This is a genomic window from Stenotrophomonas sp. HMSC10F07 (genome assembly GCF_001807895.1).
Classification (GTDB): Bacteria; Pseudomonadota; Gammaproteobacteria; order Xanthomonadales; family Xanthomonadaceae; genus Stenotrophomonas; species Stenotrophomonas sepilia.
The window spans coordinates 38,321-50,597 of the sequence record NZ_KV791400.1; the positions used below are offsets into that span (position 1 = coordinate 38,321).

The window sequence follows — 12,277 nt, forward strand, 5'->3', positions numbered from 1 at the left end:
AGCCGTTTTCCGATGGAAAACGGATCCGACCCCGGTCAGTCGTGCAGCTGGCGCGGCTTCTTCCAGAACTGCCAGCGCTGGCCACGGTCCAGCTGGAACTGCAGGCCATCCTCGAAGTCCAGTACCAGCCGCTGCAGTTCGCCACGCTTGAGCGCGGCCAGCAGCGGCCGGATCGCATCATTGCCGAGCTGCTGCAAAGAGCGCAGCTGGCGCAGGTCGACCAGCGCATCCACCGCCTGCTCGCCATCCACGGCCACACCAGCCGCCAGGGCCAGGCCCTGCAGCAGCGCGTCCCGGCTGCGCACCTGCGCGTGCGGCGTGCTGACCGACACCGGCATCACGCCACCGCCCCAGAACCACAGCGAATTGATCGGCTGTTGTCCCTGTGCGGCACGCTGCTGGTTCCAGGAATGGTTGTGCAGCAGCACCTGCGCCTCGGTCATCAGCGCCCGCCAGCGACGACCGCCCTCGCCTTCGGGCAGATGCGAGAACAGGTCATCGCCGAGGACCTCGTCGGGGCTGTCGAAGTCCGGCAGCTCGCTGTCGATCGGCAGCCGCAGGTACCAGCGCGAGGGATCGGGTGCGTCGAGCACGAAACCGGCATCGGCGAACAATGGCTGCAGCACCGGCAGCAACGCGAGGCTGTCGGCCAGCGTCGGCCGCAGTGTTTCGCCGTAGGCCATCATCCGCGCGCCGTGCATGTCCGGCACCATGCAGGCCGGATCGGCACGCAGCCAGCTGGCACCGGCGGCATCGCCGACGTCGCGCTGGCGGGTCAACGCGGCCACCGGCCAGTGCGGCGCGGCAACCGAGAAATGGCGTGTCAGCTGCGCGCGCTCGCCCGGCACGACCTGCACCGTCGTGGCACGGCCGAGCGCGCGTGCCACATCGTCCGGCAGCGCAGCCGCGGCAAAGCGGCTGCGTGCAGGCAACAGCAGGGTCGCCGTCGCCACGCGGTCAGTCCACGTAGCTGACGCTGACGATCTCGTACTCGCGCTGGCCGGCCGGGGCGTCGATCACGATCGAATCGCCTTCCAGCTTGCCGATCATCGCCCGCGCCACCGGCGAGGAAATCGCGATCAGGCCCAGCTTGATGTCCGCTTCCAGGTCACCGACGATCTGGTACTTCTTCTCTTCGTCGGTTTCCACGTCGGCCAGCGTCACGCTGGCGCCGAACACCACCTTGGAGCCGGCATTGAGCTTGCTCACGTCGATGATCTCGGCGTGCGACAGCTCGCCCTCCAGCTGCTTGATGCGGCCTTCGATGAAGCCCTGTTCCTCGCGCGCGGCGTGGTACTCGGCATTCTCCTTCAGGTCACCGTGCTCACGCGCTTCGGCGATGGCGGCGATGACCTTCGGGCGCTTGACCGACTTCAGGTGATCCAGTTCGTCGCGCAGCTTCTGCGCGCCCTTCATGGTGATGGGGGCTCTCATGCATTCAACTCCTTGTGCAGCTCCTGCAGCGACCAGACGGGGCCGGTGCCGCGGAATTCCAGTGAATCCACCAGCGCCTTGGCGCCGGCAATGGTGGTCGAGTAGGTGACGCGATGCTGCAGCGCCTCGCGGCGGATCGAGAACGAGTCGTTGATCGCCGAACGACCTTCGGTCGTGTTGACGATGTAGACGATCTCGCCGTTCTTGATCGAGTCGACGATGTGCGGACGGCCTTCGACCACCTTGTTGATGATCTCGCAGTCCATGCCGTGCTGCTGCAGCCACGCGGCGGTGCCACGGGTGGCGACCAAGCTGTAGCCACGCGCCAGCAGCGCCTTGGCCACCGGCAGCACGCGCTTCTTGTCCGGGTCGCGGACCGAGACGAAGGCCTTGCCGACCGGCGGTGCCTTGATGCCACCGGCTTCCTGCGCACGCGCAAAGGCGGCGTTGAAGGTGCGGCCGACGCCCATCACCTCGCCGGTGGAGCGCATCTCCGGCCCGAGGATCGGATCGACGCCCTGGAACTTGGCGAACGGGAAGATCGCTTCCTTCACCGAGTAGTAGTCCGGCACGATTTCCTTGGTCGCGCCCTGCTCGGCCAGGCTCTTGCCAGCCATGCAACGGGCGGCGATCTTCGCCAGCGCCATGCCGGTGGCCTTGGACACGAACGGCACGGTGCGCGAGGCACGCGGGTTCACTTCCAGCAGGTAGATGGTGTCGGCACCCTCGTCGCTGGTCTGGATCGCGAACTGGGTGTTCATCAGGCCGACCACGTTCAGGGCCTTGGCCAGCTCCACCACCTGGCGGCGCAGTTCGGCCTGGGTTTCAGCCGACAGCGAGTACGGCGGCAGCGAGCACGAGGAATCGCCCGAGTGCACGCCAGCTTCTTCGATGTGCTCCATCACGCCACCGATCAGGACGTTGCCATCCTTGTCGGCGATGATGTCGACGTCGCACTCGACAGCATTGTCGAGGAAGCGGTCCAGCAGCACCGGCGAATCGTTGGACACCTTCACAGCGTCGCGCACGTAACGGGCCAGGTCGGCTTCGCCGTAGACGATTTCCATGGCACGGCCGCCCAGCACGTAGCTCGGGCGCACCACCAGCGGGTAGCCGATCTCGCGGGCCAGCAGCAGGGCTTCCTGATCATTGCGGGCGATGCGGTTCGGCGGCTGCTTCAGGCCCAGCTTGTCCACCAGCTGCTGGAAGCGCTCGCGGTCTTCGGCCAGGTCGATCGAGTCCGGGCTGGTGCCGATCACCGGCACGCCGTTGGCTTCCAGCGCGCGCGCCAGCTTCAGCGGGGTCTGGCCGCCGTACTGCACGATCACGCCCTTCGGCTGTTCCAGTTCGACGATTTCCAGCACGTCTTCCAGGGTCAGCGGCTCGAAGTACAGGCGGTCGGAGGTGTCGTAGTCGGTCGACACGGTTTCCGGGTTGCAGTTGACCATGATGGTTTCATAGCCATCCTCGCGCAGCGCCAGTGCCGCGTGCACGCAGCAGTAGTCGAACTCGATGCCCTGGCCGATGCGGTTCGGGCCACCGCCCAGGATCATGATCTTGTCGCGGTTGCTCGGCGCGGCCTCGCACTCGTCCTCGTAGGTCGAGTACAGGTAGGCGGTACCGGTGGAGAACTCACCGGCACAGGAGTCCACGCGCTTGTAGACCGGGCGCACCTTGTGCGCACGACGCAGCGCGCGGATGGCGGCTTCGTTGGTGCCGGTCAGCTGCGCCAGGCGCGCGTCGGAGAAGCCAGCGCGCTTCAGCTTGCGCAGGCGTGCGGCATCCAGCGCATCGATGCCGCCGGCAGCGACTTCGGCTTCGGCCGCGATGATTTCCTCGATCTGGTCCAGGAACCAGTGATCGATGAACGACAGTGCGTAGATCTCTTCCACGCTCATGCCGGCGCGGAACGCATCGGCGACGAAGAACAGGCGCTCCGGGCCCGGCGCCTTCAGCTCGCGACGCAGGGTCTGCAGGTCGTCTTCGTTGCCCAGGTCCAGGCCGGTCGGGTCGAAGCCGACCTTGCCGGTTTCCAGGCCACGCAGGGCCTTCTGCACCGACTCCTGGAAGGTGCGGCCCATCGCCATCACCTCGCCCACCGACTTCATCTGGGTGGTCAGGCGGGCATCGGCGGCCGGGAACTTCTCGAAGGCGAAGCGCGGGATCTTGGTGACGACGTAGTCGATGGACGGCTCGAACGAGGCCGGGGTCAGGCCGCCGGTGATTTCGTTCTTCAGTTCGTCCAGGGTGTAGCCCACGGCAAGCTTGGCAGCGACCTTGGCGATTGGGAAGCCGGTGGCCTTGGAAGCCAGCGCCGAGGAACGCGACACGCGCGGGTTCATCTCGATGACGACCACGCGGCCGGTCTTCGGGTTGATGCCGAACTGCACGTTCGAGCCACCGGTATCGACGCCGATCTTGCGCAGCACGGCGATGGAGGCATCGCGCAGGCGCTGGTATTCCTTGTCGGTCAGGGTCTGGGCCGGGGCCACGGTGATCGAGTCACCGGTGTGCACGCCCATCGGGTCCAGGTTTTCGATCGAGCAGACGATGATGCAGTTGTCCGCAGTATCGCGGACCACTTCCATCTCGAATTCCTTCCAGCCCAGCACCGACTCTTCCACCAGCACTTCGGTGGTCGGCGACAGTTCCAGGCCGCGGCTGACGATCTCGACCAGCTCTTCGCGGTTGTAGGCAATGCCGCCACCGCTGCCGCCCAGGGTGAAGCTGGGGCGGATGATGGTCGGATAGCCGACGCGGGTCTGGATTTCCAGCGCTTCGTCCAGGGTGTGGGCGACGGCGGCAGTCGGGCACTCCAGGCCGATCTCACCCATGGCCACGCGGAACAGCTCGCGGTCTTCGGCCATGCGGATCGCTTCGCGCTTGGCGCCGATCAGTTCGACGTTGTACTTCTCCAGCACGCCGTGGTCGGCCAGGTCCAGCGCGCAGTTCAGCGCGGTCTGGCCACCCATGGTCGGCAGCAGCGCATCGGGCTTTTCCTTGGCGATGATCTTCTCGACCGTCTGCCAGTTGATCGGCTCGATGTAGACGGCGTCGGCCATCTCCGGGTCGGTCATGATCGTGGCAGGGTTGCTGTTGACCAGCACCACGCGGTAACCCTCGTCACGCAGGGCCTTGCAGGCCTGGGCACCGGAGTAGTCGAACTCGCAGGCCTGGCCGATGACGATCGGGCCAGCACCGATGATGAGGATGGTCTTGAGGTCAGTGCGCTTGGGCATTTTCTTCTCTAAGTCAGTACAGCGTGACAAGGGGGGTGATCGCACGCTGTCGATCAGGAATCTTGATCCGCAGCGCCGCGCCGGGGGCAGCAGCGATGCGGGGTTTACGGTCCATCGCGACGCCACCGGCAGGCCGGCGGCGTACTGATCACGCCTTGGCCTGCTTCATCAGCACCACGAAGCGGTCGAACAGCGGACCGACGTCGTGCGGGCCCGGCGACGCTTCCGGATGGCCCTGGAACGAGAACGCCGGCACGTCGGTGCGGGCCACGCCCTGGTTGGTGCCGTCGAACAGCGAACGGTGGGTCACGCGCAGGGTCGGCGGCAGGGTTGCTTCATCGATCGCGAAACCGTGGTTCTGCGAGGTGATCATCACCCGGCCGCTGTCCAGGTCCTGCACCGGGTGGTTGGCACCGTGGTGGCCGTGGCCCATCTTCATGGTCTGCGCGCCCGAGGCCAGGCCCAGCAGCTGGTGGCCCAGGCAGATGCCGAAGGTCGGGATCTTCACGTCGATGAAGGTCTTGATCGCTTCGATGGCGTAGTCGCACGGTTCCGGGTCACCCGGGCCGTTGGACAGGAACACGCCGTCCGGCTTCAGTGCCAGCACCTCGGCGGCCGGGGTCTGCGCCGGCACCACGGTCACTTCGCAGCCGCGCTCGGCCAGCATGCGCAGGATGTTGGTCTTCACGCCGAAGTCGTAGGCCACGACCTTGTACTTGGCCGGCACGCTGACGAAGGCGTTGGCATCCAGGTCCAGCTGGCCCTCGGTCCAGGTGTAGGTCTTCTCGGTAGTGACGACCTTGGCCAGATCCATGCCCTTCAGCCCCGGGAACTTGCGGGCGGCTTCCAGTGCCTTTTCCACGTCGATGTCGCCGGCCATCAGCGCACCGTTCTGCGCACCCTTCTCGCGCAGGATGCGGGTCAGCTTGCGGGTGTCGATGCCGGCGATGGCGACCACCCCACGCTGGATCAGCCAGTCCTGCAGCGACACCTGGCTACGCCAGTTGCTGGGGCGGCGCGGAACGTCGCGCACGATCAGGCCGGCCGACCACACCTTGGACGCTTCGTCGTCCTGGTCGGTCATGCCGGTGTTGCCGATATGCGGATAGGTCAGCGTGACCATCTGCCGGGCGTAGGACGGGTCGGTCAACACTTCCTGATAGCCGGTCATGGCGGTGTTGAACACCACTTCACCGACGGACAGGCCGGGCGCGCCTACGGATTCGCCCTCGAATACGGTGCCGTCTTCGAGGACGAGGATTGCGGCTTGGGTCACGGGAATCTCACTTTGGCTACCGAGGGGGCTGCCGAAGTCACGCCTGCGCTTCACGGAAATCCGGTTGCAAAAAAGCGCGGACGTACGGTCTGGGACCGGTCCGGCTTTCGTGATTCGGCGAGTGCGAATTGTAGCGCTGCCGGGGCGCTCACGCCAGCGGTTATCGCGCTTCATGAACAGGCGATTGCGCATTCATTTCAATCCGGCCGGGTATGCGGGCCGGAGGCGGGGTCGGATCCATTACCGAATGGGAAAGGCTCTGACCCCAGGCGCCCTCGGATGGGGGCAGAGCCCTCTCCGCTGGAAAGGGATCCGACCCCAGGAATCAACCCGCCTTACTGCAGCAGGTCCCGCACGCGGTAGCTGCCCGGGGCCCGGCCCTGCAGCTGGCGGGCGGCAAACAGGGCGCCGCGGGCGAAGATGTCGCGATTGGTGGCCCGGTGTACCAGCTCGATGCGCTCGCCCAGCCCGGTGAACTGCACCAAATGCTCGCCTACGATGTCGCCGGCGCGCAGGCTGGCGTAGTGCGGCTCCGCCCCGCCCCGCTGCGCGGCCGCGCCCAGGGTCAATGCAGTGCCCGATGGCGCGTCCTTCTTCTGGGTGTGGTGCGATTCGACGATGTCGCAGTCCCAGCCGGCCAGCGCCTGCGCCGCCCGCTCCACCAGTTCGTCCAGTACCGCCACGCCCAGGCTGAAGTTCGAGGCCCATACCAGCGGGATCTTCGCCGCCGCGGCGTCCAGCGCCTGGCGCTGTGTGCTGGAGATACCGGTGGTACCCGACACCAGCCCGGCCCCGCGATCCACGCACAGCGCCAGCAGCGGGTCGAAGCCCTCCGGCAGGCTGAAGTCAATGGCCACGTCGAACACCGGCGCACCGGGCAGTTCGCTGGCCGCGAAGAACGGCACACCGTCGACTACGCGCTGGGCCGGCGCGCGACCGGTCACGGCGGCCACGATCTGCAGGGTTTCGGAATGTTCGGCGGCCAGCCGCAGCAGGGCCTGGCCCATGCGCCCGGAGGCACCGTGAATGAGCAATCGCAGGGGAGTCTGGTTCATGCCTGCAGGCTAGCGGCAGCACGCCCGCTCCGGCAAGCGCCATCGCTGCGATGCTGCATGCCCCTGCGGTGACGGGTTTGCCACTGGACGCGGCAACGCTCCCCTTCAAGTCTGTGGCCCTTCCCTCAGCCCGGGCAAAACCCATGAAATCCTCGACCGTCTTCAGCAAATGCGCCAGGAAGACCGGTTATGCCGGGACGTCGACCACCCGCTACCGCTTGCTGGATGACGCCCTGCTTGTCGTGAATCACCAGCGCGCCAGCGAAAGCCGGGGCTTCTATGTGAATGCTGGACTCTACTTTCCAGAGCTGCTCGCGTATCCCCTCGCGCCTGACGATCTTGAAACGGCTTTCCGGTACCGCTCCAGCATTCCCACGCCCCATGTCGACTGGCGGATCGAAGAAACGCCGGGCCTGCGCCGGACCTTCATCCAGCAGGATCTTGATGACCTGCTGGAGGCCGGCAACCGCGACGCGCTGAAGGCCCTGCTGCTCGATGCCCTGGCCGACGTGGCGGGTTTCGCAGCAGCCCATGGAAACCGCGAATCGGTGCGGCGATTGAATCAGGGCGGGAACTTCCGCGCGATCATCCGCAGAGAGGTCTGAATCCGGCCTGCGTCCGGTAGATCCACGCCATGCGTGGATGAAGCCCGCAAGTGTGCGAACCAGGGTTCGCACCCACCAGAGCAGGAAAGCAGCGTCAGCGCTGCTTCGGCGGAGTCGGCCCGCAGCTGTCGCACCCCCCACAGGCACCGCCACCCCCACTGGTCGGCGGCGCGATCTTCCGCCCCAGCGCCTGCAGCCAGGCCGCGCGACCCGGCTTCAGCAGGGCCAGCGCCAATGCGCCGCGCAGCTTGCGTACGGTACCGGGGAACTGCTTCTTCAGCACCACCCAGGCGCTGACCAGCACGGCCACCGCGATGATCAGGTACTGGATCAGCAGCCCGGTATCCATCAGCCGCCTCCCAGCGCGCTGGTCACCTGGTAGGTGATCAGCGCGGCCACGTAAGCCGCGGCAAACAGGTAGAACGCGGCAAAGCCCATCTGCTTCCACGAGTTGGTCTCGCGCTTGATGGTAGCCAGCGTCGAGATGCACATCGGGGCGTAGATGTACCAGACCAGCAGCGACAGGGCCGTGGCCAGCGACCAGCCATCGCTGATCAACGGGGTCAGCGCCTGGCTGGCGGCATCGTCATCGGCGGCCGACAGCGCATACACGGTGGCCAGCGAAGACACCGCCACCTCACGCGCGGCCAGGCCCGGAATCAGCGCGATGCAGATCTGCCAGTTGAAGCCCAGCGGTGCGAAGAACACCGCCATCGCATGGCCGATCCGGCCGGCGTAGCTGTAGTCGATGGCCGGCATCGTGGCATCGGCCGGGGCCGCCGGGAACGACAGCAACACCCACAGCAGGATGGTCAGCGCCAGGATGATGCCGCCGACGCGCTTGAGGAAGATCATGCCGCGCTCATACAGGCCGACCGCCAGGTCACGCACATGTGGCAGGCGGTACGACGGCAGCTCCAGCATCAGCGGATGCTCGCTCTTGTCGCGGCGCCACTTCTTCATGATCCAGGACATCGCCAGCGCACTGAGGATGCCGGCGGCGTACAGGCCGAACAGGACCAGGCCCTGCTGGTTGAACCCCCCCCACACCGTCTTCTGCGGAATGAACGCACCGATCAGCAGGGCGTACACCGGCAGGCGCGCCGAGCAGGTCATCAGCGGTGCGACCAGGATGGTGGCCAGGCGGTCACGCGGGTCCTGGATGCTGCGCGTGGACATGATGCCCGGCACCGCGCAGGCGAAGCTGGACAGCAGCGGGATGAACGAGCGGCCGGACAGGCCGGCGGCGGCCATCATGCGGTCGAGCAGGAACGCCGCACGTGGCAGGTAGCCGGATTCCTCCAGCACCAGGATGAAGAAGAACAGGATCAGGATCTGCGGCAGGAACACCACCACGCCACCGACGCCGGCGATGATGCCGTCAGTCAGCAGGCTGGCCAGCGGACCCTCCGGCAACACGCTGCCAACGAGAGCACCGAGCCAGGCGAAGCCAGCCTCGATGCCATCCATCAACGGCGTCGCCCAGGCGTACACCGCCTGGAAGATCAGGAACATCACCACTGCAAGGCTGATCAGCCCGAACACCGGGTGCAGCAGCCAGCGGTCCAGCGCGTCGTCGATCTTCGCGGTCCGCGCTGGCATCCGCACGGCGACCGACAGGATCTCGCGCACCTTGGCATGGTAGTCGATGCCACCTTCCGGGCCCGGCACCGGTGCATCCAGGTGCGGCACCATCGCATCGAGGCGCTCGACCAGGGCCTTGGCACCCTGCTTGCGCACCGCCACGGTCTCCACCACCGGCACGCCCAGCTCGCGCTCCAGCGCAGCCACATCCACCTGGATGCCACGGCGCTGGGCGGCATCGACCATGTTCAGCGCCACCACCATCGGCTTGCCCAGCTCGCGCAGCTCCAGCGCGAAGCGCAGGTGCAGGCGCAGGTTGGTGGCATCGATCACGCACAGCAGCACGTCCGGCGCAGCTTCGCCCGGGTAGAAGCCCCGGCACAGGTCACGGGTGATCGCCTCATCCAGGCTGGCCGGATGCAGGCTGTAGGCACCCGGCAGGTCGAGCACGGCGAATTCGCGGCCGGACGGCGCGCGCAGGCGACCTTCCTTGCGCTCTACGGTGACGCCGGTGTAGTTGGCGACCTTCTGCCGGCTGCCGGTCAGCTGGTTGAACAGCGCGGTCTTGCCGCTGTTGGGGTTCCCGACCAGCGCGATGCGCAGCGGTGAGGCGGAGACAGTGGCGGTCATGCACGTCGTTCCTGGCTGGCAGCGTCGACCACGACGCGCTTGGCTTCACTGATCCGCAGCGCGAACCGGGTGAACCCGACCTGCACCAGCAGCGGCTCGCCCCCCACCGGGCCCTTGGCCACCAAGCGTACTTCCTCGCCATTCACGAAACCCAGCTCGCGCAGGCGACGGGCAATGGCATCGTTGGCATGCAGGTCCTGCACGGACTCGACCACGGCCGAGGTGTGCAGCGGCAGTTCGGACAGCGTCATCTAGCGTGTTCTCTGCTGGATGTAAATGGTTCTCGATTCTAACATTCCCGCGTCGCGTCATGGCCCATGACCAATGGCCCGCTATGATCCATACAGGTATGGAGTGACCCTGGAATCCCATGAACGATGCTTTGCAGATCGAGCGCCGTGGCGCTGTCCTCACCCTCTGGCTGAACCGGCCGGAGCTGCACAACGCCTTTGACGCCAGCCTGATCGCCCGGCTGACTGCCGCACTGGAAGCCGCCGGCGGCGATGATTCGGTCCGGGCCGTGGTGGTCGCCGGTCACGGCGCTTCCTTCTCGGCCGGTGCCGACATGCAGTGGATGCGCGGCATGGCCGCCGCCAGCGAGGCCGACAACCGCGAGGACTCGCTGGCCCTGGCGCGGCTGATGCGCACCCTGGACGAGCTGCCCAAGCCGACCCTGGCCCGGATCCATGGCGCCGCCTTCGGGGGCGGCGTCGGCCTGGTCGCCTGCTGCGACATCGCCATCGCCAGCACCTCGGCCCGCTTCGGCCTGACCGAAAGCCGCCTCGGCCTGCTGCCGGCGGTGATCTCGCCCTACGTGATCGAGGCCATCGGCCCGCGCCAGGCGCGGCGCTGGTTCGCCACCGGCGAGCACTTCGACGCCGATACCGCGCTGCGCATCGGCCTGGTCCACCAGCTGGTCGAGCCCGAACGCCTGGACGAAGCCCTGGAACGCCAGCTGGCCCTGCTCGACAAGGCCGGCCCGATCGCCTCGTCCACCGCCAAGCAGCTGGTGCGGCAGGTCCGCGACAGCCATGACCGCGACGCGCTGGATCGGGATAATGCCGCCCTGATCGCGCGCCTGCGGGTGTCCGCCGAGGGCCAGGAAGGCCTGGGCGCCTTCCTCGACAAGCGCGCCCCCCACTGGGTCACGGAAGCCTGAACATGCTCGATCATCTTGGTTTGACCAGCGCCGATCTGGCGCGCAGCAGGACCTTCTTCCTGCAGGCACTGGCGCCGCTGCAGATCGACGTCGTGATGGAAGTGAGCGCCGAAGAAACCGGTGACCACGACCACATCGGCTTCGGCAGCGACGGCAAGCCGTTCTTCTGGCTCGGCAATGGCGGCACCACCAGTCACGGCGTGCACGTGGCCTTTGCCTGCGCCAGCCGCGCGCAGGTGGACGCCTTCCACGCCGCCGCCCTCGCCGCCGGTGGCCGCGACAACGGCGCCCCGGGCCTGCGCCCGTGGTACCACCCGGATTACTACGCCGCCTTCGTGCTCGACCCGGACGGCAACAACATCGAAGCGGTCTGCCACCGTCCGTCCGATGGGGCAGCCGCATGAGCGATTACGTCCGCATCGTCGAGGTCGGCCCGCGTGATGGGCTGCAGAACGAAAAGCAGTCGGTGTCCACCGCCGACAAGATCGAACTGATCAACCGCTTGTCGGCCACCGGCCTGCGCAGCATCGAGGCGACCAGTTTCGTCAGCCCGAAGTGGATCCCGCAACTGGCCGACGCCGCCGAGGTCTATGCCGGCATCCAGCGCCGGCCGGGCGTGCACTACCCGGTACTGGTGCCGAACGAACAGGGCTACGACCGCGCCCGTGCGGTGGGCGTGGAGGAAGTGGCGGTGTTCACCGCCGCCTCCGAGGCGTTCAACCGTACCAATACCAATGCCGGCATCGACGAATCGCTGGCCCGGTTCGAGCCGATCCTGCGCCGCGCCGCCGCCGATGGCGTGCGCGTGCGCGGCTATGTCTCCACCGTACTCGGCTGCCCCTACCAGGGCGAGGTGCCACTGGCCGACGTGGTGCGGGTGGCGCGCGCCCTGCACCAGATGGGTTGTTACGAAATCTCACTGGGCGACACCATCGGCGTCGGCACCCCGCGCAAGGCTCGGGCGATGCTGCAGGCGGTTGCCGCCGAGATTCCGATGACGGCACTGGCCGTGCACTTCCACGACACCTACGGCCAGGCCATCGCCAACATCGCCACCTGCCTGGAAGAAGGCGTGCGCGTGGTCGACAGCGCGGTCTCCGGCGCCGGTGGCTGCCCGTATGCCAAGGGCGCCAGCGGCAACGTCGCCAGCGAGGATGTGGTCTATCTGCTGCAGGGCCTGGGCCTGGACAGCGGCGTGGACCTGCCGGCACTGGCCGAGACCGGCCGCTGGCTGGCCGGCCTGCTCGGTCGCGCCACCGCCAGCCGCACCGGGCAGGCGCTGGCCGCCGCCAGCT

12 protein-coding genes are annotated in these 12,277 nt (G+C 67.2%); 4 read left to right on the forward strand and 8 right to left on the reverse strand.

From position 1 onward, the window contains the following. Positions 1 to 35: 35 nt before the first annotated feature. From HMPREF3114_RS11915 to dapB, 5 genes are all read right to left on the reverse strand, one after another. Positions 36 to 953 carry a phosphoglycerate mutase gene (locus HMPREF3114_RS11915; protein WP_065184938.1) on the reverse strand — a complete coding sequence of 306 codons (918 nt, stop codon included), beginning with the start codon at positions 951 to 953 and terminating at the stop codon, positions 36 to 38. A gap of 4 nt (positions 954 to 957) precedes the next feature. Further along, positions 958 to 1,422: a transcription elongation factor GreA gene (gene greA, locus HMPREF3114_RS11920; RefSeq protein WP_026347191.1), complete on the reverse strand. Its 465-nt coding sequence runs from the start codon at positions 1,420 to 1,422 to the stop codon at positions 958 to 960. Between the two features lie 8 nt (positions 1,423 to 1,430). Then, entirely contained in the window at positions 1,431 to 4,673 is a 3,243-nt protein-coding gene (gene carB, locus HMPREF3114_RS11925; RefSeq protein ID WP_053501076.1) for a carbamoyl-phosphate synthase large subunit, read from the reverse strand. 148 nt (positions 4,674 to 4,821) lie between these two features. Next, positions 4,822 to 5,949 (reverse strand): glutamine-hydrolyzing carbamoyl-phosphate synthase small subunit, encoded by a 1,128-nt coding sequence (gene carA / locus HMPREF3114_RS11930; RefSeq protein ID WP_053501074.1) that lies wholly within the window; start codon positions 5,947 to 5,949, stop codon positions 4,822 to 4,824. Between the two features lie 335 nt (positions 5,950 to 6,284). Then, entirely contained in the window at positions 6,285 to 7,004 is a 720-nt protein-coding gene (gene dapB, locus HMPREF3114_RS11935; RefSeq protein WP_080375120.1) for a 4-hydroxy-tetrahydrodipicolinate reductase, read from the reverse strand. A 143-nt stretch (positions 7,005 to 7,147) separates the two neighbouring features. Between dapB and HMPREF3114_RS11940 the strand changes: the two genes are divergently transcribed. Further along, complete coding sequence (locus HMPREF3114_RS11940; RefSeq protein WP_053501070.1) at positions 7,148 to 7,609, forward strand: DUF4304 domain-containing protein; 462 nt, start codon at positions 7,148 to 7,150, stop codon at positions 7,607 to 7,609. Positions 7,610 to 7,703: 94 nt separating this feature from the next. Here the strand turns inward: HMPREF3114_RS11940 and HMPREF3114_RS11945 are convergent, their stop codons facing one another. Genes HMPREF3114_RS11945 through HMPREF3114_RS11955 form a run of 3 tightly spaced genes read right to left on the reverse strand, consistent with a single transcriptional unit; the run spans position 7,704 to position 10,074 of the window. Next, positions 7,704 to 7,958 (reverse strand): DUF6587 family protein, encoded by a 255-nt coding sequence (locus HMPREF3114_RS11945; RefSeq protein ID WP_053501068.1) that lies wholly within the window; start codon positions 7,956 to 7,958, stop codon positions 7,704 to 7,706. Beyond that, positions 7,958 to 9,823, reverse strand: a complete 1,866-nt coding sequence (locus HMPREF3114_RS11950) for a ferrous iron transporter B (protein ID WP_070489847.1) — start codon at positions 9,821 to 9,823, stop codon at positions 7,958 to 7,960. The genes HMPREF3114_RS11945 and HMPREF3114_RS11950 overlap by 1 nt, the downstream gene beginning before the upstream one ends. Beyond that, positions 9,820 to 10,074, reverse strand: coding sequence for a FeoA family protein (locus HMPREF3114_RS11955; RefSeq protein ID WP_005416370.1), 255 nt, complete (start codon positions 10,072 to 10,074; stop codon positions 9,820 to 9,822). The genes HMPREF3114_RS11950 and HMPREF3114_RS11955 overlap by 4 nt, the downstream gene beginning before the upstream one ends. A 119-nt stretch (positions 10,075 to 10,193) precedes the next feature. Here HMPREF3114_RS11955 and HMPREF3114_RS11960 point away from each other — a divergent pair, with 119 nt between their 5' ends. The 3 genes from HMPREF3114_RS11960 to HMPREF3114_RS11970 all read left to right on the forward strand — a co-directional run. After that, positions 10,194 to 10,982, forward strand: a complete 789-nt coding sequence (locus HMPREF3114_RS11960) for an enoyl-CoA hydratase/isomerase family protein (protein ID WP_053499991.1) — start codon at positions 10,194 to 10,196, stop codon at positions 10,980 to 10,982. 2 nt (positions 10,983 to 10,984) lie between these two features. Continuing rightward, positions 10,985 to 11,386, forward strand: a complete 402-nt coding sequence (locus tag HMPREF3114_RS11965) for a VOC family protein (RefSeq protein ID WP_053499993.1) — start codon at positions 10,985 to 10,987, stop codon at positions 11,384 to 11,386. Then, positions 11,383 to 12,277 (forward strand): hydroxymethylglutaryl-CoA lyase (locus HMPREF3114_RS11970; protein WP_070489848.1); only part of this gene is annotated, 895 nt, incomplete at its 3' end. The genes HMPREF3114_RS11965 and HMPREF3114_RS11970, both read left to right, overlap by 4 nt.